The organism is Pelorhabdus rhamnosifermentans, from assembly GCF_018835585.1.
GTDB lineage: Bacteria > Bacillota > Negativicutes > UMGS1260 > UMGS1260 > Pelorhabdus > Pelorhabdus rhamnosifermentans.
In genome coordinates this window covers 170,220-195,217 of sequence record NZ_JAHGVE010000008.1, presented here as the reverse complement: position 1 = coordinate 195,217, position 24,998 = coordinate 170,220, and the positions used below count along the sequence as shown (strand labels likewise).

Sequence of the window (24,998 nt, the reverse complement as noted above, 5' to 3'; positions counted from 1 at the left end):
CTTGGCCTATTGCAATAACATGCCGCTTAACTGACTTAGACGCTTGCATCCCGTATGATAAGAACTAGTAAATTCGTCTTCCGAACAATCGCAGCGGACAGGAACATTCGGCCGTACTTTCCAAATCTTCATAGCATATTCAGCAAATACCCGATCTCCGGCAAATCTACCTGAATGTGCAATATTAGCTATACACATTTTTGACCACATTTTATGATCCCGATACCGGCTTTCGAGTAACTTCTGAGCATCAACATAAGCGGCGAAATCTTTGAGAACAAAGTATTGGTCATTGTGTTGCAGTAAGGACTCATATAATACTCGAAATTCTTCCCGTCCCACCGGTAAAAAGCCGTTAATAAGCTGTTCCATAACGGTTTTTACCCTGCGATCACTATTATAGATATCCCATGAACAATAGCCGCCATGGTTGTAATAATCCAGTACTTCCTGAGCGGTCAGTCCGAAAATAATGATATTGTCATTGCCCACGACATCACGAATTTCTATATTAGCTCCGTCCAGTGTCCCAATGGTAACAGCGCCGCTCATCATAAATTTCATATTTCCTGTTCCGCAGGCCTCACGACTGGCAGTAGGAATCTGTTCACTGACATCTGCCGCAGGAATAATCCGTTCAGCTAATGAAACATTATAGTTTTCAATAAATACTACTTTCATTTTGTCACAAATGCTTTTATCATTGTTTATCACGTCAGCCAGGGCATGAATCAACTTAATCGTGCATTTAGCCTCAAAGTAGCCTGCAGCGGCCTTTCCGCCAAAAATAAAGGTACGTGGCACAATATCAAGCGATGGAACTTCTTTTAGCCTGTTGTATAAATTCATGATATGCAGCACATTCATAATCTGCCGCTTATAGGAATGAATACGTTTTACGTGCACATCAAAAATTGAATCCACATCAACTGCTATGCCATATCTATTTTTAATGTGTTGAGCCAATACCAATTTCTTCTGAAGTTTCACTTTGGCAACATCGTGCTGGAAACCGGCATCATCAGCATATTTCATTAGCCGTACCATATCACAGGGGTATTCTATCCAGCGTGGCCCAATCGTGTCGTTCAGCAGTTTCGTCAGTTCTGGATTATTCAAGATAAGCCAACGCCGATGCGTAACGCCATTCGTTATATTTCGAAATTTATCGGGATAGAATTGATAAAAATCCCCCATAACCTGCTCTTTGAGAATTCTGGTATGAAGTTTCGCTACCCCATTTACACTATGACTTCCGACAATTGCCAGATGGGCCATATGAACTTTTTCATCAGCAAGAACTGCCATACGATGAATGTGATTCCATTCGCCAGGATATTTTTCCCACAGCGCCTTACAATACCGCTCATTGATTTCATTTATAATCATAAAAATACGCGGCAACAAAGTTTTCAACATTTGTACCGGCCATTTTTCCAGTGCCTCCGGCAGGATCGTATGGTTAGTATAAGATATTGTTTTTGTAACAATATCCCAGGATTCATCCCATCCGAGTCTCTCTTCATCCATCAATATCCTCATCAATTCAGGAACAGCCAGTGCCGGATGCGTGTCATTAATATGGATTGCCGCTTTATTAGAAAATTGCCTTATATCGGGATTTGCCGCTTTATAATTACGGACAATGCTTTGCAGACCTGCTGACACCAGAAAGTACTCTTGCTTGAGTCTGAGAAGTTGGCCTTCATAAGAACTATCATCAGGGTAAAGAACATTAGAGATCTTCTGTACGGTATGAATGGATTCAATGGTTTGCTGACAATCTCCCCGCACTGGGCATACTAAATCTTTTAGTCTTTCTTCTGCACTCCACAGCCTCAGAGTATTAACAATATGGTTATGGTAACCAACGATCGGTACATCATAAGGAACTGCCATGATGGATTCATAATTTTCATAAATATAATCCGTCTTACCATTCAATCGCATCCGTACATTGCCACCAAACTTAACCTCTACTGCTTCGCCCGGTCGCCGGTATTCCCATGAATAGCCATTTTTTAACCAATTGTCCGGATACTCCTGTTGATAACCGTTGACAATATTTTGTTCAAAAAGTCCATAGCTGTAACGTATTCCGCAACCGTGCCCCGCAATATGTTCAGAGGCCATGGAATCAAGGTAGCAGGCAGCTAAACGTCCAAGTCCACCATTACCAAGACCCGCATCTTCTTCTTGTGCTTCTAATTGAGCCCAGTTTACCCCCAACTCATCTAATGCATCATGGCAAACACCCTGAATTCCGAGATTTAAAAGATTAGACTCTAATAGTCGTCCCAACAAAAATTCTATTGAAAAATAATACACCTGTTTAACATTATTATCGGCATAATATTTTTTAGTAGCAATCCAATCTTTACTGATGTAGTCCCGCACGACGCTGGCTAACGCGCTATACGTTTCCCAATCAGAAGACTCAGCTAATGCTTTTCCATGCAAACTATTTAATCTAGCTAAAAAATTTGCCTTTAAGCCTTCCTTGGCATCATGATCGCTCAATTCCACTTCATCGCCAAAAGTTATAGCTACGCTCTCCGTTTCAGTAACTGTCTTGCTAGACAATTCTTTGCTGTTAGACATCATTTGTTTCCTCCTGTTTCTAAACATAATTTACTATATAACAACTGATAATTGTCCCGCCGATATTTATACTTAATCAGTTCATAAGCTTGTCTTTATAGCTCTCCTCCCTGCCGTACTATTTTGTTCAGCAACTTCTCAATTTATGTTTTTTAATTCATCTTTTGATGCTAAAGGTAATAACCGCTACTGCGAATCTACAAAACTATTACTCGCAGTGCCTTGCTAATCTTACTTCAAAACAAAAACAGCTATTTGTCTGTAACTAGACAAATAGCTGTTTCCCTATTATGAATCATTTGTTAGCTGTGCCTGCCCCCCTGTTTTTATTCCCTGTCACTACTATGTTGGGGATGAACATCAGCAGGAAAAATACTTCTGAAGGTTGTTCCCTCGGAACCTATGCTTAGCTTATATGATATGCTAAGCACGGGTTCTATTGTTATTTAGTAATTAAAAGTAAAGTCCAGTTCCGATAAATACCAAAGCTGTAATAAATGTACCGACTATAAGAATAACATTATCAGACCTTTTATAAGATTCTTTATAATACTCTTTATCAGAATAAATTATTTCGTTTATTTTACGTTCATAATCGCAATATATACTGTGACAAATTTTATTCGCCACTATAATCATTCCTTTCAAAATAAATTTATAGATTAGTGCACTGCCAAGTGGCTATTAACAACTTGACGCCACTGTCTTTTCCTTGCCTTCCGGGGTTGGCAAAAAGAATGAAAATAATGCGGCAAACACGGCGAACGCTGTCAAAAGTTCCATCGTGGCCGTCAAACCATGACTGTCAGCAAACCAGCCAATCAGTGGAACAATCACACCTCCAACGCTAAATGAAAGCCCCATCGTGACACCAGAAGCAAAACCAATGCTGCGTGCTAAATAACTTTGCCCCAATACAATAACTGAGCTGAATGGCGAAAACATAGCAAACCCGATCGGTACCATTAGTAAATACCCTATAATCGGATCCTTCGTCTGCGACAAGAGTGCTACCATTGGTGCTAAAAGAACATAACTCATCCGAACAATTTTTAGATAGCCGAACTTGTCTGCCATCATTCCCCCAATCAATGTGGTCACCACCCCGAGAGTAAAGAGTAATGTTAATGCCGAACCAGCCGCTGCAGCGGAAAGCCCCAGAACATCTACCCAATAAAGTGGAATAAAACTTCTTAATCCACAGATAACAATTGAACTGCAAATAATCAATAAGGTTAGATGACCAAATGCTTTCCAGTCGTTCTTTCCATTCTTTTCTTTCTCACTAGCTTTTTCGGCAGCTTGGTTTCCTAAAGCTGTTACCTGAGCAATTTCTGCTTTCATTTTTGGAACAAGCACCATTAAAATTATAGCCATGATAATGGCTACCAAACATAATACTGCCGTTCCTTTCATGCTATACGTTGCAATGGAAGCAACAACGATCATCGGGCCAATGGCAAAACCACTGTTACCGCCAACTGAGAAGATACTCAATGCCATTCCTCTGTTATTGCCGGAAACCTTGTTAACCATACGCGCCGCTTCCGGATGAAAAATGGCACTCCCAATTCCGCTCAACGTTATGACCGTAAAAATAATCCAATAGTTTCTAAATAAGCCCGCCATTCCCATAGCTACTCCGGACAGTAAGATTCCTAACGACATAAACCACGTTTGCGACTTTTGGTCTGCCAACCATCCGAACGCTGGCTGAACGATTGACGACAAAAAGCAAGAAGCAAACATGAGTCCAGCCGCCGAACTATAATCCATTCCGTATTGCGAAACAAAAAACGGCAGAATAGCTGGTAATGCTCCAGTAGCAATATCGCAGGAGAAATGTGCTATTGCTAATAAATAAACATACTTTCGATTCAAATAAATTACCGTCCTTTATAATTTTTTGTTTGCTTTTTCCTTTTAGACCGCGCTATTCTCCTTTTGATATTTCCTCAGACATTTTACTGTCAAGCATATGGTTAATATCGTTAAGAAAACGCAATATAGTGACCTGTTCTTTGTCACTATAAGCTGACAAAATAGACAGCTTTTCTTGTTTAGCTTTGCTATGGCACTTTTTGTGTTCATTATAAACATGCTGTCCATCATTAGTCAGCCGATAATAAATTTCTTTGTTATTTTCTGGTCGCTGATAACTTTCAATCAATCCTTTGTTTAGCAACTTTTGACTAATTTTACTAATGCCTCCCCGCGTCATACCCATCTCGTTGGCTACTTTTGTTACATTTGCATGATCAATCATGCCGATCCAGTCAATACAATGTACTTCCGCCAGGTTGAGTCCATCAAAAACAATCTCCTGTCCATGCCAAAGTACATTCGAGCGTTCCTGGATTTTCATGAGAGAGTTTATGATTTGCATCGCATACATATTAACCCATCCTTTTGTTTACTTAGAAATAATATTATAATACCCTATTTTTGTTTCCATGTAAACAAAAATCTTAAGCTCAGTCTAATTAAGATTGCGCCTAAGATTTTTGTTAAGTTAAGATAGATATACAATGACTTAGGGTACTAAATCATTCGGCTTATGCTGGAATAGCAGTTGATTAGCGGGTCACATTTCCCCAAGGTCTTCACAAATCTCCTTGATTATTTTCAAAAGCAGCTCTAATTGATGAAATTCTGATTTGATCAATTAGTTGCCGCACTTCATTACACAGAGAAAGAATCCGCTTCGAGTCGGATGATTCAGGAGCCCCATGATGATAATTTTCCAGAGAACAAATACCAAATATTAAATCCAAAGATCTTATCTCTTCATTTAATGCCGGTGGAAAATCGATAATTCCTTCCAACGTATCCATCAGGCACGTATAATTATGGTTTTGCGGCATGATACCGTACAAATCACACAAAGCCACAAGATAGCGTTCAAGTGCAATAGCAGCTATATTAAATATTAAACTGAAATGATGTCCTTTATGTGCAAACTGTTCCGCTCTGCGATGATAACTTTTTCCATCGTGATAATCTTTTTCAAATTCTTCTAGATTGATTTTATCGGCCAGCATATCCATCATGATTTATACCCCCTTTTTAGTGATTCTGCCAGAACCTAATCATCATCCGGAACTGACAGATCTAATAATTCGAACTATTTTTAAAGCAATAGGGTATCAATTAACCGAATCTTGAGACGGCTAATTGATACCCTATTGTATCGATACCTAAAATTACTATTTACATATAAAATATACCAAAACAGCACCATAGTCAATACTTTATTTAAAAGATTCTTCAGCTTTCGGCGTAAACAATAAGCATATACTATTGCGCAATTTAAACCGCACAAACAAAAATGCAATGAAGATCCCATCAAAAATGAACTAAATCGAAAATTCAACGGACAAGCCCCTTAGAATTCTATATTCGCACCTACGAATGCAGGAGTGTAGCGACTGCCAAAGCGTTTATTTAATTCCGCCATCATGGCAAAACCAGTGCAGTGACCTGCCATGATAAATTCCGGTTTCAGTTTTTCTAGTGTATCTAACGTCCTTATTTGCTGGCCGCTGGATACCGGGCCGAGATGAGTTCCCCCTATCCAACCAAGTAGGCGCTTTGCCCCGGTCAATTGAAAACCATAATTAACCGTATTTACTAAACCAGAGTGTGTACAACCACCGATTACCACCAATCCGTTGTTAGAAATAAAGTACATGGATATATCATCTTGTATCGAATCCTGACAATCACCACTACCATTACAACATGTGACAAGCCTTTTATCTCCTAGCTCATAGTCGGTTGTGCGCGGAATTTGACCACTGAACCAAAGGTTAGTTGCAATTTTTATTGGTTCCTTACTTAGATGCCAATCAACGCCAAGCGTTGTCAGCTGATCTTTTACATAAGGAATTCCGACAAAATGACGACTGTCTTGAGTCACAGAAAAACGCGGCATAAATATATCACTATGGGCATAAAGCGGATACCTTTTACGTCCATGCTGTAATATATGGAACAAACCACCCGTGTGATCATAATGTCCGTGACTTAAAACCACAGTGTCAATCTCTGATGGATGCACCTTTAATAAGCTTAAATTATGGATTACCGCATCTGTTTGTCCTGTATCGAAAAGAATTTTATTTGATTCATGTTCTAATAACAATGAAAAACCATGTTCGCCTCGGAAGGGCATTTTTGAGTTGATTGGCACCGTGTTATCCATAATAACAGTGACTTTCATAAATAATACCTCCTCAATAATTAATATACACTAACCATACTATTTACCGTCCATTTCATCCAAAAAATCGCGCGAATAGGATCAAGAACAGCCTCATGCCGGTTTCTTCTGAATATCATGGTTTCACATAGGAATAGCCTTCCATTTGTTGTGTTACAATCCTTGTTATTCCCGCCGGAACGACTGTTACAAAATCCGGTAGCAATTCTTCAGAAATGAAATTTGCTCTCAAAGCATTTCTACATCCAACAATTGCAACATGATGATTTGACAATTCTTTCATCTGCATCAGTAGATCGTTCTGTTCTTGGTCATTGTCTTTATTCGTGGAATCAAAGATTTGTACTGCTGCAGCATTCGCAACAATTTCTAAAACGACATTCTCTAAACCCACATCTTCAATTAGATTTTTGGCATTTGTTAAGGTTAACCGCCACTTACCAGGATCATCAATGTGAAGTAAAACTTTTAACTTTTTCATAAGTTTCTCCAATCGTCATACCGTTTATCATAAAAAACCCAATCCGCCCACTACTATGCTAACCTAATCCATTTTTTCAAAAATTTCTTTTAAAGATTGATAACTTAAAGCACCTACATATTTTTGTTGAATTATCCCTTTTGAGTTGATTACATAGGTTGTCGGTATTGAAGTTACTTGATACTTTTTAGAAACTTCACCTCGTTCATCCAAAACTACTGGATAGGTAATCTTGTAGTCCTTCATAAACGTTGCCACATCAGCTGGCCTTTTTTCGGAATCTGTCAGATCAACTGCAAGTATTTCTATCCCCTCGTCGTGATGTTCTTCATAGAAACGCTCTAATTCTGGCACCTCTGCTTTACATGGCGGACACCATGTTGCCCACATATTTACTATTAATCTTTTTCCTCTCAGTTCAGAAAGTTTTATATGTTTTCCCTCCGTAGTGACTAGCTCAAAGTCAGGTGCCAAATTACCCTTTTGAAGTCCGATTACAGGTTGATTGGCTGAACTATCGGTTACGGAAGGCTCTGCTTTTGTTTGGTCGAAACTGTCACTGGTCATTTTATAAACGCCAAATCCAACTACGCCAAGCAATAGAATGATTATCCATTTATTTTTCAATATCATCTTTCCTTTCTACGTTAGAAACTAATACTGGAAAACCAAGCGCTCACTACCTGAAAACGACCAGTCATTAACAATAAACCCATGAAAATCAAAAGACCTGCATTAAATAAAATGACTTTATTCAATAGGCCATTTATTTTTTTTAATACTGCCAAAGAATAAGTAAGTACGAAGGAAATTGCGAGAAAGGGAATTCCTAATCCTACAGAATAGACTAAAAGATAAAACATACCATTGTAAACTGTATCAGAAGCTCCCGCCAATAATAAAATAGATGACAATACCAGACCAACACAAGGCGTCCATCCGGCCCCGAATGAAACTCCTAACAAAAAAGACGAGAGAAAGTCTTTCTGTTGTCGATATTGAAAGTTCCACTGCTTTTGATAATAAAGAAAAGAAAGATTCAGTATTCCCGCCATTTGAAGACCAAAAATAACAATGATGAAGCCACCAACTTTTTCTATATAACCCCTATATTCTAAGAAAAGCTGACCTAACAGACTCGCAGAGGCTCCCATAAAGATAAATAATATACTAAAACCCAAAATAAAGCCCAAAGAGCGAAATAGCAACAAGCCACGAGAAACGTCGATTTTATCATGATCAATTCGTCCACCCGTTAAGTTTGCTACATAAGCTGGTAACAAGGGAAAAATACACGGAGAAAAAAAAGAGAGAATTCCTGCTGCGAAAGCAAAAGTAACTGTCATGTTTTCCAAATACATATCCCCCTTATCTTCTCATCTGCCGCAAGAATCCTCTAACGATCATTTCTTTAACATAGTAATCATCGTTTTTGTCAATACCTCAATCCTCTGACGACAAATAGGATCATTGACCTCATCCAAACACACTTGGGTACACCCTTCAAGAATGTGGGCACTTAATTTATTCATAGCGCCCATAACAGCATTTAATTGGAAAAGAATATCTTCACAATTCTTATTCTCTTCTACCATTTTTTCAATTCCTACAATATGTCCCTTTATTGTACCCAAGCGTTGCAGTACACTCTTTTTCGACTGTTCTTTATCCATAATTCAGCCCTCACATTTCTTGTATATCCTTTATAAAACTATTTTTTAAATTCGCGTAATGCCTGAGCAAGCTGATCAGTACAAGATGTGTTATTCCTACAGATATTCCCCTCAAAATTCTTAATAACATCTTCTACTGGCATTCCCTCAACCAATTTACTTATTGCCTGCAAATTTCCACGACATCCACCGACAAACGATAGATTTCTGACTTTGCCTTCTATAATTTCAAATCGTATTTCCTTGGAACAGACGCCTTTTGGCTTATATATAATCATTTTTTCTCCCCTTAATGCACTTTATTCCCACCCCTGCCGGGAGGGGGATATATGTAAAATATATCCTAACTTTCTAAAAAAATCAACATAAATTTTTACCATTCATGCGTAATATCGATTGAGCTATTTTTCAGTAAATTACGCATGAGTAATTATCGGTACATTCTAAATGGGAATATCAGCCCATCAGACGAGGCCAATAATGTGTTGGACAATCAAAGATACTAAAGCTACAGCAAACCAACATGACAAGCCAAGAATTATGGGCCGCAAACCATTTTTGAGTAAAGATTTTATATTTGTATTAAGTCCTATAGCGCTCATTGCTAAGATAATAGCAAACTTACCGGCATTGCCTAAGATATGTGAAACGATAACTGGCAAGATGCCTGTTGTATTAATAATGGAAGCTACGACAAACCACAAGATAAACCAGGGAAAGATTTTTGTCAGTTGAGGCGAACTGTCTTTCGTTTTTTGGTGTGCCATAAGAAAAGCAAAGAAAAGGCAAACGGGTACAATCATGAGCGCCCGGGTAAGCTTTACAATCGTAGCATAGCTGCCAGCTTCATTACTGTAGGAATAGCCAGCAGCTACAACCGAAGAAGTATCATTAATTGCCGTACCTGCCCACATTCCAAAGCCTGTATCGGAAAGTCCCCAAAGGTGACCAAGAAACGGAAAAAGAAATACCGCAATAACATTAAAGAGAAAAATCGTCGAAATGGAAAAGGCAATATCCTTGTCCTTGGCCTCAATGACAGGGGCCACGGCAGCAATGGCCGAGCCACCGCAAATGGCAGTACCGGCACCAATGAGGATAGTTGTTTTGCCGTCAAGTTTCAGCATTCTGCCCACAAAATAAGCCACAAAAAAAGCAGTCAGTAAGGTAAAGATCATTACCGAAAATGATTTTGCGCCAATATTCAATACATGAAAGAGGTTCATTTCAAATCCCAACAGGATAATTGAATACTGCAAAATTTTTTTACCGGTAAAGCTTATGCCATCCTCAAAAGCAGTCGGACGCTTGAAACCGGCTGCAAGAATACCAAGTAAAATGCCGAAAACTGGCCCGCCGATGATAGGATAGACTTGTCCTAAAAAATAAGCCGGAACGGCAAAAATAAATGAAAATAAAATACCAGGAATACACTGTTTGCTCATAAAAAAAATCACTCCTTTTTCTTTCTGTAGTCTACCATTTGCACATATATATGTAAAATAGTATAATTTTATAAGAACAATAGGTAAAACTATATAAGGAGAAGAAATGACTTTACGACACATGCGAATTTTCATCTGTGTTTGTGATGAAAACAATATGACAAAAGCAGCCATTAAATTGCATATGACCCAGCCTTCTGTAAGCCTAGCAATCCAGGAACTTGAGTCTCATTATAAGACCCTTTTGTTTGAACGGCTGGGACATAGGTTGTTTATCACAGAAGCCGGCCAACGTCTGCTTATATATGCCCGCCATATCGTAAATTTGAATCAACAAGCCGAAGCGTCAATGCAATCTTATGGTGAACACTATAAACTGCGCATCGGCGCGAGCGTAACAATTGGAGAATCTGTATTAGTCGATTTGGTGCAGTACATGTATAAAATAAATCCTCAACAGGAAATATTTTCAGAAATCCATAATACGGCAGAATTAGAAACTATGTTATTGAAAGATGATCTGGATATGGCATTGGTAGAAGGAAAAATACAATCAGAGTATTTAATTGTTCAACCATTTATGTCAGATGAACTGGTCTTTATTATTTCCCCGCAAAGCAGCATTTTAGAAAAGGATGAAATAACATTATCTGATCTGGCAGAATTAAGTTTCTTTGTTCGGGAAGCCGGCAGTGGCACGCGTGATTTATTTGAAAATACTATGCAACAACATGACATAAAAATTCGAATCGCCGGAGCTTATAACAATGCTGAAACAATAAAAAAGGCGGTCATAGCCGGACTAGGTGCTAGCGTTATTTCACGTCGAGCAGTTAGCCAGGAATTGAAACAGGGTAACTTGGCAAGTTTTGAGGTAAAAAATATCGCTTTTAAAAGAAACTTTAGTGTAGTTTATCATAAAAACAAATACCTTTCGCCAGCACTACAGTCGATGATAGCTCTTTGTCATAACTTTGAGAGCATTACTTAGAAATATAAAAACTGCACCCACCTCAAATATTAGACCAATAAATCTAATATCTAGGTGGGTGCAGTTCGATTTCGATCTACTTAGACCGATTTTCTAGCCATAGATTAGTGACCGCAACAGCCACCGCCATGTTCATGCTCATGTCCATGGTGATTGCCACCACAAACATGTTTTTGACCATCTTCACCTATTTTTATTTTCTTCATGCTACCACACTTCGGGCAAGCAATTTCATACCCATGCTTACCGCCTTCAGTACAAGGCTCAACTTCCCAAATGTGTCCACAGTCTTGACATTCAAACTTGCGATTTGGAATCATATCTTCTCCTCCTTCTTTTTTCAAAATTTCCGCTATATTATCAAGCCAATCGCCATCAAAATATTCAATCGAACCTTTGTCGCAGGCTGCTGCAATTTTCGAATCAATGGGCAGCTTTGCGAGAATATCAAGGTTATGCTTTTGAGCAATTTCCTCAATATGGCTATCCCCAAATATTTTATATTTCTTGTCACAGTCCGGGCATTTGAAATAGGACATATTTTCCACTAAGCCGATAATTGGAATGTTCATCATTTCCGCCATCTTTACTGCTTTGGATACAATCATTGAAACCAATTCCTGTGGAGAAGTTACAATAACAATTCCATCTACAGCTATAGACTGAAATACAGTAAGAGGTACATCACCAGTTCCGGGTGGCATGTCAATAAACATGAAATCAACGTCGCCCCAGATAACATCGGTCCAAAACTGCTTAACTGTTCCGGCAATAATCGGACCTCTCCAAACTACAGGGTCAGTGTCATTCTCCAGCAATAGGTTAACCGACATAATATCGATGCCTGTTTTGCTTTTAACAGGAAACATACCTAGTTCATTTCCTGCAGCTTTCGCAGTAATACCAAATGCTTTTGGTATAGACGGACCCGTTATATCCGCATCAAGGATCGCTGTGTTATATCCTTTTCTCTTCATCATTACCGCCAGCATTGAGGTAACAAGTGATTTGCCAACACCGCCTTTTCCACTTACGACGCCAATCACTTTTTTGATATTACTTAACTCATGTGGTTTTGCGGAAAAATCAATTTTTTCATCTTTTCTTTCAGCACATTCATCGCTGCATGTATTGCAATTCTGATTACAATCTTCGCTCATTTTACTATCTCCCTTTCCCCTTCAGAAAGTTACTTATATTTAATGCCCGCAACAGCCACCGCCATGTCCATGCTCATGTCCGTGGTGATTGCCACCACAAACATGTTTTTGACCATCTTCACCTATTTTTATTTTCTTCATGCTACCACACTTCGGGCAAGCAATTTCATACCCATGCTTACCGCCTTCAGTACAAGGCTCAACTTCCCAAATATGTCCACAATCTTGACATTCGAACTTGCGATTTTTAACCATATACGTTCCTCCCTGTATTATAATAGTGTACCCCTCAACTAGAGCAAAAGTAATCTTTTGTCTAGCCGCATTGAGTATTCTTTGAAAGGTAGCCCGGGATACTCCCATGGTCGCCGCACACGCAGCCTGATCCATTCCAGTCAAGTTCTTTAACCTTATAGTTTCTAATTCTTCAACTAATAAGGTTACTACCCTTTCTTCATTTGCATCTAGGGGAGTAAACTGACGGTGGCAGGGCTCCTGTTCCACTAACCCACAGCAACGTCGTCTTGGCATTTAGCCACCTCCTAAATGGGCATATGCCCATTTGTAGTATATACCAACAGGTATGAAATTACAATAAAAACTATATAATCAATATGTTTTCCACTACAATTTTTTTATAATACTCCCTAGTGATGCCAGCAAAACCGGGGCCAATATAATTTTTCTTCTCTCACTTTCTTAACATAGTAATCATCGTCTTAGTTAAATCCCCAATCCTCTGACGCACTTTGGCATCTTCATACTGACCTCATCTATACATGCTTCTGTATAACTTTCAAGAATACAGAATCCAACAATTGCCAGACTTTTATAATATAGTAATCAGTCAGTACACTATTGCGATGTTACTTGCTCTACAGCATTATTTGCTAATTTGGTGAATACAATGTTGGTTACTCCCTATTTGCTTGATTCGGTGAAATGAAAATTTCTAATTTGGGCATAAAAAAACACACGCAATAGTGTGCTTTTTAATAATATTTCAAGAGAAAAAGGCTCAGATATTTTGATACATAGTCAATGCAACTTCTTTTCTTCAATATATTCCATCAATAATTCTGCTGTACTGCCTGTCAACTTTAGACAATTACGCAAATGTTCCTTAGAATTAAAAGGATAACGATTTAAAACACGGCAACACGATCCGCCAAATTTTTCACTAAATCTACGGTGAAACTCTTCGTTTATATTATAAATAGGTGCCAAACTCTGACGAGTATTTACGCGTCCTTGCAAAATACCCAGCACCATGACGGATGCAGCTAAAGCCCCGCAAACACATCCCGCATGTCCTATCCCACCACCAAATCCAGTCCCGACTTTCAATGCTTCATCACTTAAATCAAGGTCAAGTTCTTTTCTAAAAGCACGTAATACGGCTTCTGCGCAATTATAACCTTCTTTAAAATACTGACCTGCTAGCTGCTTAACATCAGATGAATACTCCGTTGTGCTCATTTTTTTATCCCCTCTCTCATAAATCCAGATAAACAAGTATCTTAGCACATTTTCTCTAACAACCCTAATCTTACAATCATTCCAAACAGCTTATTTCCAATAAACGAATTTCTTTTTTGAACATATGCTCATTTACAGTATAGACGTTTCAACTAGAATAATCAACTATAAACACTATGCAAGAAAAATTTAATTGATGCTGCTACCCGCAAAAACCTTGTCAGTAATAAACTGGTATTAATTGTTCCTAAAAACTCATCGTTAGGCCTAAAAAGCTTTAATGATTTAACCCATAACAGTGTAATCCATTATGGCCTTGGTGAGCCGGAAACAGTTCCGGCAGGTCAATATGGCGCAGATGCCGGAATCGTATTTTCCACAGTGGCCGCTACAAGCGACAACGTAACCAGCGTGGCAACTGCACCACCTGATTCTCATACGCCAATCATATTTCCTGGTGTCATCTTAAAAAATTCCCGACAACCTGAAGCTGTCCAGGAATTTTTAAATTATCTCACCAGTTCAGCTGGAATGAAAGTATTTCAGCAATACGGATTTCAAATAGCCCCATGATTGTTCTAAAAACTTTACATGACTCAGGCCACAATATATCACTCATCCTTTCATACAAATACTAAACACGAAACTTACTGACAGCTTCCTGAAGATCCTGGGCCAGCTTGGCAAGACTCTGGCTGGATGAGGCGATTTCTTCCATAGATGCCGATTGCTCCTCTGTTGCTGCGGACACCGTTTGTGTTTTCCCAACAGCCGCTTTACTGTGCCCGTCGATTTCCTTTACCGATGCAACAATCTGTTGACTCCCACTAGCCATCTGCTGAATAGCAGCTGAAATCTCCTTTACTTGTTCAGCTACTTGCGTTACCAGTTTCGCAATTTCCTTAAATGCACGGCCTGCCGTAGTGACAACCTCTGTCCCCACTTTAACCTCACGGGTACCTTCATCCATAGCAACAACGGCTTTATCGGTGTCCCCTTGAATTTCACCAATCAGTGTGGCAATTTGTTTTGCCGCCTCTTGGGATTGTTCCGCAAGCTTACGGACTTCTTCGGCCACAACGGCAAACCCTCTGCCCTGTTCGCCCGCTCTTGCGGCCTCAATAGCAGCGTTAAGCGCCAATAAATTTGTTTGCCCAGCGATCCCGGATATCGCATCGACAATCTGCCCTATTTCTTTAGATCTCTCACCTAACTTAGCAATGACCTGTGCGGAATTGTTGACAGTCTGTTCAATATGAGCCATTTGACTGACAGCCTTCTCCACAGATTTATCACCATCGATTGCCTTTCCAGCGGCTTGAGATGAATTACTGGCTGCCTGATTGGCACTAGCAGCTACTTGTTGGATACCAACTGACATCTGTTCTACCACAGAAGATGCTTCGCCTACTGCATTCAATTGCTTTTCTGCGCCGTGTGCCACATCGCTAATTGATTCGGCTACTTGCGTTACAACCTGAGCCGACTGCTCTGAACTAGCTGTCAATTCTTCAGAAGAAGCCGCGAGTTGCTCCGATTGGGAGTGCACCTTCGCGACAAGTTCACGCAAATTTCTTCTCATCTCCTGGAACCCTTTCGCCAATTGGCCTATTTCATCTTCTGAAGAAACCTTTGCTTCGCGCTCTCTCAAATCCCCCTGAGCCAAGAGCAGGCATTCGTCCCGAATCAATGAAATAGGTTTAGAAAACCGTTTAGCTATAATTACAATTGCTACGGCAGCGATGATTAAACATAAAATGCAAAGAATAAGCATCGTATGCCCCAATATATCAGTTTCCCGAGTAGCTTCTACTTTGTGCACTGCCACCGACATAACCCATCGCTGATCACCTGGCAGGTCAACTGGCGTACATACAGCGGTTCTCGTAATGCCGTCAACAAAGACATATTCTCCCTCCGTCTGTTTATCAGATTCACTTGCCGTCTTAACCAAATTAATTAGACGGTCATCGAGTTCGGTCTGTTGCATCTTAAGTTTAGGATTGATCTTTTTTTCGAGAAGGTTCAATTTACCGACGACTTCAGGACTTTTGGGATGGGCAATAACCATGCCTGATGCGTCGGATATCTGACCGTAACCATTGTCTAAAAATTTCAGTTCTTTGATCATAGCAGTCAATCTATCTAATGAAAAAGTCCCTACCAGCACCCCTGTCAACTGATCCTTATTTTTCACTGGCACTGCTAATACTACAGCCAATTTTCCGGTTGACTTAGAAACTAATGGATTTGAGACATAGGGTTTCTTGGTTACAATAACTTTCTTTAAATAGTCGCGATCACCGTATGAATTCGTTATTCCCATGCTGTTAACACCTTCACCATTGGGAGAAACAAAAACAATGGCATCAAAAGTACCTAGTCGTTTTTGCGCTTCTGCCATAATTTCAATAATCTGATCTTTTTCGATACCTGTACGAACGCTTTGGTTACTAGCTAAGTCCTCCAGTTCCGACATCATAAGTCGTATGTCCCCTTGCACTCGATTGCCATAGTCAGTTCCCACTGCCCTGGCTGTTTGATTGATACTTTTTGCCAAGGATTGCTGCGAAAAATAATAGCTAACCCCAGAGAGCACACCCATTATCAAAAAAACAAGTGGCAATAAGGTAATTAGTAGCTTGGTTTGAATGTTTTTTACTTTCATTTTTCCACTTCCGTTCAATCAATTTTGAATATCCCGTTCCACCTTATACTGTCAATGATTATAATGGAACCCTATAAGTAAAAACACACCTTGGTCTTGGTAAGTAAAATACTTTATTGAGCAGACCATCGTTTATTAAACAATAGTCTGCTCAATACTAGGATTCCGCAATTTAATGTTCTAGAGCCTGAGTCGGCATTTCTTCCAGCAATACACTGACTGTACTGGGCTGATCGTCACGAATAAATTCTACATCAACCTTTGAGCCGACATTTTGACCGTCAAGAAACGACCGTAAATCAGGTACAGAATTAATTGCATTGCCTGCAACCTTCGTAATAATATCGCCTGGCTTAATACCTGCCTTAGCTGCCGGACTGCCGATGGTCACATTGACAACATAAATACCATTGTCAATATTTAAGGTATAGCCATATTTCGGTGCCGTCTCTTTATCAAGTACGCCAACACCTAAATAAGCCCGTACAACATGGCCTTTCTCAATAATGGATTGCAAAATTGGCCGTGCCGCATTAATAGGAATGGAAAACCCGATACCTTCTACACCTGTATCAGAAATTTTAGCACTATTAATACCAATCACAACGCCATCAGCATTGACAAGAGCACCGCCGGAATTGCCCGGATTAATGGCGGCATCTGTTTGAATCAGTTTGAATTTTCGCTCACCAATTTCAATGGAACGATTAAGCGCACTAATCACCCCCACTGTTACACTGCCTTGAAACTCCAGGCCTAGTGGATTGCCAATTGCAATCGCTGGCTCACCAACTAATAATCCGTCCGAGTCGCCTAACGTTGCAGCAGGTAATCCTGTGGCATCAATTTTTACAACTGCTAAATCTGTTGCAGGATCAGCACCAAGAACCTTACCCGTAAAAGTCCGTCCATCCGGCAGAGAAACAACCAATTCCTGGGCACCATCGACAACATGATTATTTGTCGCAATATAGCCATTGGAATCAATAATGACGCCAGAGCCTTCCCCTTTTTGGACAACCTTGCGATTAAAATAGTCGCGGGCATATGATTTATTGGTAATGCCTACAACAGCTGGAGCCACCGCTTGAGCCGCTCGAACAATAGCCGTATTACGAGCATCTGAAACTCCTGCCATATTGACGGGCTGATTTAAATTAGCAATTTGCGAGGTTTCTTGTGAATTCGGCTTGGCAAAAAAGCGCCCGCTACAACCTACCATAATACTTGCTCCAAACATAATTCCAACAAGAACAACAACGACATAATATGTAAAACCTTTTTTCATCATAGAAACCTCCTCATTTAATCTGATCCTAGCCTAATTAAACTCAATCTAGATATAGATTCAGGACTTGTCTACTATTTTCTATTATGATCCATATTATCGTTATTTTTCAAACAAACAACTTTAATAATAAAGGAGTTGCTTGTTTGTCGTCGAATACCTTTTTTCTGGACAACCGATTTTATTGCATATAAAGGACGTGAATTTTTTGTTTGATTACATTATTGAATTCATACAATCGCTAGTTACTCTTTTTTATAACATTACAGTAAATTTAGGTTTCCCCAATTATGGCATAGCCATTATTCTATTCACCCTCGTTATTAAGGCCCTATTATTTCCCTTAACAGCCAAACAAATGAAATCTATGAAAGCCATGAAAGAATTAAGTCCCAAATTAAAAGCCTTGCAAGAAAAATACAAAAATAATAAAGAAGCTCAACAAAAAGCAGTATCCAATTTATATAAGGAGACAGGCATTAATCCTCTGGCCGGCTGCTTACCATTACTCTTGCAAATGCCCATTTTAAGTGGAATGTTCTATGCCTTGCGAAATTATAGCTACGTGAGCCATCCTGGTTTTCTCTGGATCAACAATCTGTCAGAAAGTGATCATCTTTATATTCTTCCAATCTTGGCGGCTTTGACCACGTATCTGTCCTCGCAAAGCATGACAACTGATGCTTCCAACAAACAAAACAAAATGATGCTGCTGGCCATGCCTTTTTTTATCGGCTATATGACCCTCAACTTTCCTGCCGGACTTGGTTTGTATTGGGTAGTCAGCAACCTTGTCCAAATCATTCAACAGCGTCTGTTACAAAAATCTTAGCCTACAAGTTTGTAGACATTTCCTTAACAAGAAATAGTTTTCTTGTTACTAACAAAAATACGCTGGCAACATTCAAAGTAATAAAATCACGGCAACGGTTTCACCCATTGTTTAATCTGGTCACGCCAAATCAAATAAGCCTCTTCGTTAAGGTGTAAGCCATCACTTGTATATTGAGAAAATAATCTGCCATTCGAATCGGTAACGGCAGCTGTTAAATTGATATACAAATAATGGTATTGTTTCGCTAATTTCTGGATTTCAATGTTTAATTGTCTGATATTATCGTTCGTACGCAAATTTCTTGAAGGAAAAATTTCATCATTAAAAGGTAGTACACTTTGGATGTAAATCGGTGTGTCTGGTAATTCCGAATGAAGGCGAGTAAGAATATAACGATAATTCGTAACGGTATCCGCAACGGATCGATTAAAACAAAGATCATTTGTTCCAATCATTAAGAAAATCCGGGAAGGTTTTAATTCAATGACTTGATCAAGACGATTTAAAACGCCGGTGGTGGTATCACCGCCAATTCCTCTATTTTCAACTGGCTCACCGGGAAATAACTTTGACCAATCACCATCATCGGTAATACTATCGCCTAAAAAGACGATAGGTTGCACTGCATGAGGCTCAATGGAAAAATACGTTTTTCTAAATCGATAATAAAGACTTAAATAGGCTGGATCTTCAGGTTTTCGACTTAAATCATTCGCCCAAAGATAAGCTTTTTGTTCATCTTTCTGGGCCATTGCCAATAACGTATGACCATGAACTAGTAGATGGAATATAAGAATGAATAGTGTGATTGGAATAAAAGATTTTTTCATATTAAGAGAGATTTCCTTCCTAACTTATCTTTATCAAAACTAAAATTATGCAAAATGAATTCATATCGTAAAATCTATATCCATTGTATTCAAAGTTCCTGCAAAGCAAAATTACTTAGCAGGAACTCTTTTTATACTAGACCAGACCCAGCCAGTGCCAATAAGTAAAGATAAAGAGAACCAAGACACCTAACGATATAATCGTAAGAGGAATTCCTATCTTAGCCATATCTTTTACTTCAAAAGTATCTGTAGCGTAAGGAATCATTGCCTGCGGTGAATTAACTGGAAGTATAAACGCAAAATAGACAGTATAAGTTGCGATTAAAGTCATCCCCCACATCGGTAAATTGGGATTATTCAAGCTAACTAAAAAACCTAAGACAGTTGGAACAAGAGCAGCTGTTGAAGATGTAATACTGGCAAAAGCAAACCGAATTACCAATAGCGCACAAGCAATAATAACCATCATAATTGTAGGAGCTAACGAACCTAATCCCAGCCCTCCCAAACAAGTTTTGGCCAACCAAATAGCTGAACCGGATTTTAGCATTGCCTCACCTAATGAAATACCCGCACCAAACAATAAAATAGTACCCCAATCCACCTTACTCGCGACTTCTTTCCAATTTGTCACTCCAATACTTGGGAATAACATCAAGAAAACCGCTAAGATGGATACCGTATTGGCGTCTATTTTATGAATGGACTCCGTAGCCCACAATAAAATCGTAATAAAAAATATTACAGATATCTTTTTCTCCTTAGTACTCATCGGCCCAAGATCGCTTAACGCCTTAGCAATTGCCTCATTTCCTCCAGGTATTTCGCTAAATTCAAACTTATTTAATCGAGTAATCAAAAAATATAAAACAATCAGCAAGACGATACAAAACGGCATGCCATATATCAGCCACTCACCCCAAGAAATGGGATGTTTTAACACGCCGGAAATGAATGAAAGAGCCACAGGATTCGGTGCTCCTGCCGTTAAAACCCCAATCCCGGATATTGAAGATGAAATTGCAATACAAACTAACAAATTACGAGCAAATACACTTTTCGGATCAACACCAAACGCAGCAATTAATCCCATGGCAATAGGTGTCATCGTTGCAGCCCGTGCTGTAATCGAAGGAATAAGAAAATCTAGTACCACCATAACGAGAATCATACCAGCAAATACACTATTCGTTTTCGTCCCCACAACTCGCAAAATATTCAGAGCAATCCGTTTTTCCAAGCCCGTTGTCAAAATTGAACCCGCAATAAACAACCCTGCGGCAACCAAAACCCAACCTGGATTAACGAACCCGCTCAAAGCAATAGGAATTGCCTTGGCTGTTCCTAATAGCGGCCCCTCAACTCCCTTAATTGGAGAAAATCCCAAGAAAAAAAGTAAAAATAAAATAATCCCTACCGCGCTGACTGGATAAGAAACAGCTTCCGTTACCCACATAATAACAGCAAAAGCCAACACACCTAAAACACGTTGTCCCGCTGTTGATAAACCTGCTGCAATTGGAGAAAAGGCAATTCCCATCATGACTGCAAAACCAAGAACTAACCAAAATAACCGTTTCGTTGTAATGTGATCATTAGATGTCTGCAACTGCTTTGCCATTAAATTCTGAGCCACATAAACTCCTCCATTTTTCTAATCTGAGCAATTCCGGGTAACTTCGGCCTACGTTTCCCCATTCACCTCCCTTATAAAAACATTGTGTTTCAATAAACTATGTCGTCATTAGGAGCAGGATATTGCTAAATTATTATGGAATTAGCTATTTAAAACTATCACCTAATTTCGACAATAATCTACTTCGCCAAACAACAAACAACTCCTTCTTTTTCGTTGTTGTTTGTTATATAATAAATTATACTCTTGAATAAAGGAGGATATCTGTGAATACATCTGCTTCCCAAGCAACTTATAAAGTAATCGCCTTAGATCTCGCAAGAAAAATTGTTAATGGTGAATATCCTATTGGCACAAAAATATCCGGGCGCTCACTATTATCAAGTCAATACGATGTTTCTCCTGAAACCATACGAAGGGCGATAAGCTTGCTAAAAGCCGAAAACATCGTGGACGTCTCGCGTGGAAAAGAAATTGTGGTTACCTCGCCGGAGCGTTGTTCACTTTTTTTAGAACAACAACAATCTAAATCCTCAACGATTTCACTTTACCGAAAACTGGATAAAACGTTTAAGAAAAAACAGGCCATTGACCAAGAACTCAAGAATACCTTGGACGACGTAATTACTTATCTAAACTACGTAAAATACTCTGATTTACTCAATCCGGTAGATATCACCATTTCTCCAAATTCCCATATAATCGGTAAGTCCATTAAGGAAATTGATTTTTGGCAACATACTCAGGCTACAATTGTAGCCGTCATTCAAAATAACATTCCAATCAAATCACCTAATCCCGATTTAGTTTTAAAAGCGGGTGACTCTCTTGTCGTAATCGGCCCAGGAAATCTTGTCGAAACCGTATCCAATTTTATCAATCCTCCTCAGCAAACAGAACACCATTACCTAAGAAAAGCTTTTTCATTGATCAGCACTTTGCTACTGTTAACAGAAGAATCCGCTGCTTTAACAATGGTGGACTGGGGAGAATTAATCGGCTCTTCCTATCATCTTACTACCACCCTTTTATCTTAATTTATATCGTAAAATACAAGGACCCCATAACAGAAAAGCGCTGTTACGGGGTCTTTCAGGTTATAGACAAATCATAATTAAATTCGCCTTTTAATAAGTGAATAATAAAACAATTTTTATATTTTTTACAGTTGCTGTGAAATACGTATTTCACGCCGATCAGTTAGCCATGAATTGGACAGGGTAACCTAGCAAGTTTTGAGGTGAAGAATATCGCTTTTAAAAGAAACTTTAGTGTAGTTTATCATAAAACAAATACCTCAGTTCCATTTCGCTCTACTTAGACCGGTTTTATAGCCAATAGGCCATAAAAATCTTCTCCGACATCAACAGTTTTTACAATAAAACGGGCTTGAGCGAGCAATGAAATTACTTCCTGCCTGTCTATTCGATGCGTAACTGGTGGCCCTTGAGGCATTTCCTTCTTTTCCCAATCAATTAACGCCAGCTTTCCGCCCGGCTTTAAAATCCTATTCAGTTCAAAAATAAATTGGAGAGCATTCTGTGCTTCATGCAAAACAAAAAAAACAATTTCAACATCAACTGAACCATCGGGTAACAAAAAATTTTGTTCGTCGATTTTGATCGTTTCAATATTGGTTACTCCGCATAACTTTGCTCTATCACGAACTTGTTCTATCATTTCATCTGATATATCCATCGCCAACACTTTGCCTGTTAAACCTACGACAGAACTTGCCGGAAAAGTAAAATAACCGATTCCGCAGCCGACATCAGCAACAACATCACCATCTTCTAAGTCAAACTTATGCAAAATCGCATCCGCCGGCAATGATTTTCTACGTTCCGGATTATCTAGTTTTGCAAATGATTTTACATCAAATTTATGATGCATAACAACCTCCCCTTCAGCCAAGTATGGATTAGTGACCGCAGCAGCCACCACCGTGTCCATGGTCATGTAATTTTTTGTCTAGCCGCATTGAGTATTCTTTGAAAGGTAGCCCGCGATACTCCCATAGTCACCGCACACGCAGCCTGATCCATTCCGGTCAGGTTCTTTAACCTTATAGTTTCTAATTCTTCAACTAATAAGGTTACTACCCTTTCTTCATCATCTAGGGGAGTAAGTTGACGGTGGCAGGGCTCCTGTTCCACTAACCCACAGCAACGTCGTCTTGGCATTTAGCCACCTCCAAAATGGGCATATGCCCATTTGTAGTATATACCAACAGGTATGAAATTACAATAAAAAATATATAATCAATACGTCTTCTTGCTTTAATAGCGATTTGATGTCTCATGCAATAGACATATCAGCAACTTTGAATTTAATTTCAACCACAAACACTGACGTAGTAATGATAATTAACCTATCCTAGAATACTAAAAAGACAAAGCCTTTTTAGGGCATTTATCCACACACCGACTGCATTTTAGACAATCACTATTAGTAAATCCCTCTATAGTTTCTTTTGCTATATAAGGAGATAATTGAAGCGGACATGCTGTTGTACACAGTTTGCAGTTAACACAGGATTTTTCCACTTGTAAAGGCATGGGCTTTTTTCTAGTACTAAACCAGCTTGCCAGAGTTCCCATTGGGCAGAAGGAACACCATGTACGTTGATGATACATTACTCCTAAAATAATCCCTACGACTGTTGTTATTAAAATTATCCGGACAAACACCGCTCCCATAGCAGATAGATCGCCCCATGCATAATACATCTGTACCGTAAAAACTCCGATAATAAAGAAAACCATAAATATCCGAAAACCATTACTGCGGAAAAGCGCGGGTATTGGTTTCTGGGGCGATATTTTAGCAATAACATTATCATAGATACTGCCACGAGGGCAGAAATTTCCACACCAATAGCGGCCTTTGAAGGGAGCCAGCAAAACCGGGGCCAACATACATATGATGGCGACTGAGCCAATCACCGGATAAACAATCCCTATACCTAAGAAAATCAATAAAATCCAGAACAAGTATGGTTGAATATTACTTTTCATATAATAGTTCCTTTCTGATTTTTGTATAATATAATCTTTTCTTCTCTTACTTTCTTAACATGGTAATCATCATCTTAGTTAAATCGTCAATTCTCTGACGCACTTTGGCATCTTTAATACTCGCTTCATCTATACATGCTTCTGTATAGCTTTCAAGAATATGAGCACTTAGTTTGTTCACCGCCCCTGTTACAGCACCCAACTGAAAAAGAATATCCTCACAATTTTTGTTTCCTTTCACCATATTTTCAATACCTGCGATATGACCTTTGATGGAACCTAATCGTTGAAGCACACTTTTTCTTAGCTGTTCATTAGTCATAATCATGCTCCTCAATTACTCCCTATACCCCCGGGGGCTATAATATTAATATAGTCTATTATTTGTTTAAAATCAATCATTAAAATTTTTGGGGGATTGAAATGTTACTTCAAATTCAACTCTTATTATTGCCAGACTTTTATAATATAGTTACACAGTCAGTACACTATTTTTATGTGGAACCGATTTGGAAACTATCACAGCCAACTTGATGACAGTTTTCATGAACGAAGATGCACCTCTCCAACAACATCTGTGCATCTTCGTTCCATTTATTAAGGAAATACAATTATCCATAGGAAAGAAGGTTCCTAATTTGGGCATTAAAAAAGCGCACTCAATAGTGT

The 24,998-nt window shown here is 39.0% G+C and carries 25 protein-coding genes and 1 pseudogene; 4 read left to right on the top strand and 22 right to left on the bottom strand.

Features of this window, described 5'->3' with window-relative positions; genetic code table 11:
- Positions 1 to 6: 6 nt before the first annotated feature.
- From Ga0466249_RS12030 to Ga0466249_RS11980, 11 genes are all read right to left on the bottom strand, one after another.
- Positions 7 to 2,604: a glycogen/starch/alpha-glucan phosphorylase gene (locus Ga0466249_RS12030; RefSeq protein ID WP_246588657.1), complete on the bottom strand. Its 2,598-nt coding sequence runs from the start codon at positions 2,602 to 2,604 to the stop codon at positions 7 to 9.
- 681 nt (positions 2,605 to 3,285) lie between these two features.
- On the bottom strand, positions 3,286 to 4,482 hold the full coding sequence (locus Ga0466249_RS12025) for an MFS transporter (RefSeq protein ID WP_215829696.1): 1,197 nt from the start codon (positions 4,480 to 4,482) through the stop codon (positions 3,286 to 3,288).
- A 52-nt stretch (positions 4,483 to 4,534) separates the two neighbouring features.
- Complete coding sequence (locus tag Ga0466249_RS12020; protein ID WP_215829695.1) at positions 4,535 to 4,996, bottom strand: MarR family winged helix-turn-helix transcriptional regulator; 462 nt, start codon at positions 4,994 to 4,996, stop codon at positions 4,535 to 4,537.
- Between the two features lie 208 nt (positions 4,997 to 5,204).
- Positions 5,205 to 5,651: a hypothetical protein gene (locus Ga0466249_RS12015; protein WP_215829694.1), complete on the bottom strand. Its 447-nt coding sequence runs from the start codon at positions 5,649 to 5,651 to the stop codon at positions 5,205 to 5,207.
- 335 nt (positions 5,652 to 5,986) lie between these two features.
- Entirely contained in the window at positions 5,987 to 6,823 is an 837-nt protein-coding gene (locus Ga0466249_RS12010; RefSeq protein WP_215829693.1) for an MBL fold metallo-hydrolase, read from the bottom strand.
- A 115-nt stretch (positions 6,824 to 6,938) separates the two neighbouring features.
- Entirely contained in the window at positions 6,939 to 7,304 is a 366-nt protein-coding gene (locus Ga0466249_RS12005; RefSeq protein WP_215829692.1) for a DsrE family protein, read from the bottom strand.
- Positions 7,305 to 7,367: 63 nt separating this feature from the next.
- A complete protein-coding gene (locus tag Ga0466249_RS12000; RefSeq protein WP_215829691.1) occupies positions 7,368 to 7,931 on the bottom strand; it encodes a TlpA disulfide reductase family protein in 564 nt (187 codons plus the stop codon).
- Positions 7,932 to 7,951: 20 nt separating this feature from the next.
- On the bottom strand, positions 7,952 to 8,650 hold the full coding sequence (locus tag Ga0466249_RS11995; protein WP_246588675.1) for a cytochrome c biogenesis CcdA family protein: 699 nt from the start codon (positions 8,648 to 8,650) through the stop codon (positions 7,952 to 7,954).
- A gap of 57 nt (positions 8,651 to 8,707) precedes the next feature.
- Entirely contained in the window at positions 8,708 to 8,977 is a 270-nt protein-coding gene (locus tag Ga0466249_RS11990) for a metal-sensitive transcriptional regulator (RefSeq protein ID WP_215829689.1), read from the bottom strand.
- 38 nt (positions 8,978 to 9,015) lie between these two features.
- Complete coding sequence (locus Ga0466249_RS11985) at positions 9,016 to 9,255, bottom strand: TIGR03905 family TSCPD domain-containing protein (RefSeq protein WP_215829688.1); 240 nt, start codon at positions 9,253 to 9,255, stop codon at positions 9,016 to 9,018.
- 186 nt (positions 9,256 to 9,441) lie between these two features.
- Complete coding sequence (locus Ga0466249_RS11980) at positions 9,442 to 10,422, bottom strand: YeiH family protein (protein ID WP_215829687.1); 981 nt, start codon at positions 10,420 to 10,422, stop codon at positions 9,442 to 9,444.
- A gap of 106 nt (positions 10,423 to 10,528) precedes the next feature.
- On the opposite strand from Ga0466249_RS11980, the gene Ga0466249_RS11975 reads away from it, so the two are divergent.
- Entirely contained in the window at positions 10,529 to 11,413 is an 885-nt protein-coding gene (locus Ga0466249_RS11975; protein ID WP_215829686.1) for a LysR family transcriptional regulator, read from the top strand.
- A gap of 104 nt (positions 11,414 to 11,517) precedes the next feature.
- Here the strand turns inward: Ga0466249_RS11975 and Ga0466249_RS11970 are convergent, their stop codons facing one another.
- The 3 genes from Ga0466249_RS11970 to Ga0466249_RS11960 form a co-directional block, all read right to left on the bottom strand.
- Positions 11,518 to 12,573: a P-loop NTPase gene (locus tag Ga0466249_RS11970; protein WP_215829685.1), complete on the bottom strand. Its 1,056-nt coding sequence runs from the start codon at positions 12,571 to 12,573 to the stop codon at positions 11,518 to 11,520.
- A 39-nt stretch (positions 12,574 to 12,612) separates the two neighbouring features.
- Complete coding sequence (locus Ga0466249_RS11965; RefSeq protein ID WP_215829684.1) at positions 12,613 to 13,104, bottom strand: DUF134 domain-containing protein; 492 nt, start codon at positions 13,102 to 13,104, stop codon at positions 12,613 to 12,615.
- Between the two features lie 507 nt (positions 13,105 to 13,611).
- Positions 13,612 to 14,052, bottom strand: a complete 441-nt coding sequence (locus Ga0466249_RS11960; protein WP_215829683.1) for a C-GCAxxG-C-C family (seleno)protein — start codon at positions 14,050 to 14,052, stop codon at positions 13,612 to 13,614.
- Between the two features lie 189 nt (positions 14,053 to 14,241).
- Between Ga0466249_RS11960 and Ga0466249_RS27795 the strand changes: the two are divergent.
- Positions 14,242 to 14,625: pseudogene (locus Ga0466249_RS27795) on the top strand (extracellular solute-binding protein); the annotation flags it as partial.
- 61 nt (positions 14,626 to 14,686) lie between these two features.
- Here the strand turns inward: Ga0466249_RS27795 and Ga0466249_RS11945 are convergent.
- Both Ga0466249_RS11945 and Ga0466249_RS11940 read right to left on the bottom strand, forming a co-directional pair.
- Positions 14,687 to 16,720, bottom strand: a complete 2,034-nt coding sequence (locus Ga0466249_RS11945; protein WP_215829681.1) for a methyl-accepting chemotaxis protein — start codon at positions 16,718 to 16,720, stop codon at positions 14,687 to 14,689.
- 172 nt (positions 16,721 to 16,892) lie between these two features.
- Positions 16,893 to 18,008, bottom strand: coding sequence for a S1C family serine protease (locus tag Ga0466249_RS11940; RefSeq protein ID WP_215829731.1), 1,116 nt, complete (start codon positions 18,006 to 18,008; stop codon positions 16,893 to 16,895).
- Between the two features lie 190 nt (positions 18,009 to 18,198).
- Here Ga0466249_RS11940 and Ga0466249_RS11935 point away from each other — a divergent pair, with 190 nt between their 5' ends.
- A complete protein-coding gene (locus Ga0466249_RS11935; RefSeq protein WP_376769300.1) occupies positions 18,199 to 18,840 on the top strand; it encodes a YidC/Oxa1 family membrane protein insertase in 642 nt (213 codons plus the stop codon).
- A gap of 86 nt (positions 18,841 to 18,926) precedes the next feature.
- Here the strand turns inward: Ga0466249_RS11935 and Ga0466249_RS11930 are convergent, their stop codons facing one another.
- Both Ga0466249_RS11930 and Ga0466249_RS11925 read right to left on the bottom strand, forming a co-directional pair.
- Positions 18,927 to 19,673, bottom strand: coding sequence for a GDSL-type esterase/lipase family protein (locus tag Ga0466249_RS11930; RefSeq protein ID WP_215829679.1), 747 nt, complete (start codon positions 19,671 to 19,673; stop codon positions 18,927 to 18,929).
- 136 nt (positions 19,674 to 19,809) lie between these two features.
- Positions 19,810 to 21,312: an SLC13 family permease gene (locus Ga0466249_RS11925; protein WP_215829678.1), complete on the bottom strand. Its 1,503-nt coding sequence runs from the start codon at positions 21,310 to 21,312 to the stop codon at positions 19,810 to 19,812.
- Between the two features lie 266 nt (positions 21,313 to 21,578).
- Between Ga0466249_RS11925 and Ga0466249_RS27540 the strand changes: the two genes are divergently transcribed.
- On the top strand, positions 21,579 to 22,349 hold the full coding sequence (locus Ga0466249_RS27540) for a GntR family transcriptional regulator (RefSeq protein WP_215829677.1): 771 nt from the start codon (positions 21,579 to 21,581) through the stop codon (positions 22,347 to 22,349).
- A 280-nt stretch (positions 22,350 to 22,629) separates the two neighbouring features.
- On the opposite strand, the gene Ga0466249_RS11915 is transcribed toward Ga0466249_RS27540, so the two are convergent.
- The 4 genes from Ga0466249_RS11915 to Ga0466249_RS11900 form a co-directional block, all read right to left on the bottom strand.
- Positions 22,630 to 23,205 (bottom strand): class I SAM-dependent methyltransferase, encoded by a 576-nt coding sequence (locus Ga0466249_RS11915; protein WP_215829676.1) that lies wholly within the window; start codon positions 23,203 to 23,205, stop codon positions 22,630 to 22,632.
- A 62-nt stretch (positions 23,206 to 23,267) separates the two neighbouring features.
- Complete coding sequence (locus tag Ga0466249_RS11910; protein WP_215829675.1) at positions 23,268 to 23,495, bottom strand: DUF134 domain-containing protein; 228 nt, start codon at positions 23,493 to 23,495, stop codon at positions 23,268 to 23,270.
- Between the two features lie 201 nt (positions 23,496 to 23,696).
- Positions 23,697 to 24,329: a 4Fe-4S binding protein gene (locus tag Ga0466249_RS11905; RefSeq protein WP_215829674.1), complete on the bottom strand. Its 633-nt coding sequence runs from the start codon at positions 24,327 to 24,329 to the stop codon at positions 23,697 to 23,699.
- A gap of 46 nt (positions 24,330 to 24,375) precedes the next feature.
- Positions 24,376 to 24,651 (bottom strand): metal-sensitive transcriptional regulator, encoded by a 276-nt coding sequence (locus tag Ga0466249_RS11900; protein WP_215829673.1) that lies wholly within the window; start codon positions 24,649 to 24,651, stop codon positions 24,376 to 24,378.
- Positions 24,652 to 24,998: the final 347 nt, after the last annotated feature.

Bases quoted from the DNA above. Each gene is read 5' to 3' on its own strand.
- Ga0466249_RS12030 (WP_246588657.1), bottom strand. From the start codon at position 2,604: ATGATGTCTAACAGCAAAGAATTGTCTAGCAAGACAGTTACTGAAACG.
- Ga0466249_RS12020 (WP_215829695.1), bottom strand. From the start codon at position 4,996: ATGTATGCGATGCAAATCATAAACTCTCTCATGAAAATCCAGGAACGC.
- Ga0466249_RS12015 (WP_215829694.1), bottom strand. From the start codon at position 5,651: ATGATGGATATGCTGGCCGATAAAATCAATCTAGAAGAATTTGAAAAA.
- Ga0466249_RS12010 (WP_215829693.1), bottom strand. From the start codon at position 6,823: ATGAAAGTCACTGTTATTATGGATAACACGGTGCCAATCAACTCAAAA.
- Ga0466249_RS12005 (WP_215829692.1), bottom strand. From the start codon at position 7,304: ATGAAAAAGTTAAAAGTTTTACTTCACATTGATGATCCTGGTAAGTGG.
- Ga0466249_RS11995 (WP_246588675.1), bottom strand. From the start codon at position 8,650: ATGACAGTTACTTTTGCTTTCGCAGCAGGAATTCTCTCTTTTTTTTCT.
- Ga0466249_RS11990 (WP_215829689.1), bottom strand. From the start codon at position 8,977: ATGGATAAAGAACAGTCGAAAAAGAGTGTACTGCAACGCTTGGGTACA.
- Ga0466249_RS11985 (WP_215829688.1), bottom strand. From the start codon at position 9,255: ATGATTATATATAAGCCAAAAGGCGTCTGTTCCAAGGAAATACGATTT.
- Ga0466249_RS11980 (WP_215829687.1), bottom strand. From the start codon at position 10,422: ATGAGCAAACAGTGTATTCCTGGTATTTTATTTTCATTTATTTTTGCC.
- Ga0466249_RS11975 (WP_215829686.1), top strand. From the start codon at position 10,529: ATGACTTTACGACACATGCGAATTTTCATCTGTGTTTGTGATGAAAAC.
- Ga0466249_RS11970 (WP_215829685.1), bottom strand. From the start codon at position 12,573: ATGAGCGAAGATTGTAATCAGAATTGCAATACATGCAGCGATGAATGT.
- Ga0466249_RS11965 (WP_215829684.1), bottom strand. From the start codon at position 13,104: ATGCCAAGACGACGTTGCTGTGGGTTAGTGGAACAGGAGCCCTGCCAC.
- Ga0466249_RS11960 (WP_215829683.1), bottom strand. From the start codon at position 14,052: ATGAGCACAACGGAGTATTCATCTGATGTTAAGCAGCTAGCAGGTCAG.
- Ga0466249_RS11945 (WP_215829681.1), bottom strand. From the start codon at position 16,720: ATGAAAGTAAAAAACATTCAAACCAAGCTACTAATTACCTTATTGCCA.
- Ga0466249_RS11940 (WP_215829731.1), bottom strand. From the start codon at position 18,008: ATGAAAAAAGGTTTTACATATTATGTCGTTGTTGTTCTTGTTGGAATT.
- Ga0466249_RS11930 (WP_215829679.1), bottom strand. From the start codon at position 19,673: ATGAAAAAATCTTTTATTCCAATCACACTATTCATTCTTATATTCCAT.
- Ga0466249_RS11915 (WP_215829676.1), bottom strand. From the start codon at position 23,205: ATGCATCATAAATTTGATGTAAAATCATTTGCAAAACTAGATAATCCG.
- Ga0466249_RS11910 (WP_215829675.1), bottom strand. From the start codon at position 23,495: ATGCCAAGACGACGTTGCTGTGGGTTAGTGGAACAGGAGCCCTGCCAC.
- Ga0466249_RS11905 (WP_215829674.1), bottom strand. From the start codon at position 24,329: ATGAAAAGTAATATTCAACCATACTTGTTCTGGATTTTATTGATTTTC.
- Ga0466249_RS11900 (WP_215829673.1), bottom strand. From the start codon at position 24,651: ATGACTAATGAACAGCTAAGAAAAAGTGTGCTTCAACGATTAGGTTCC.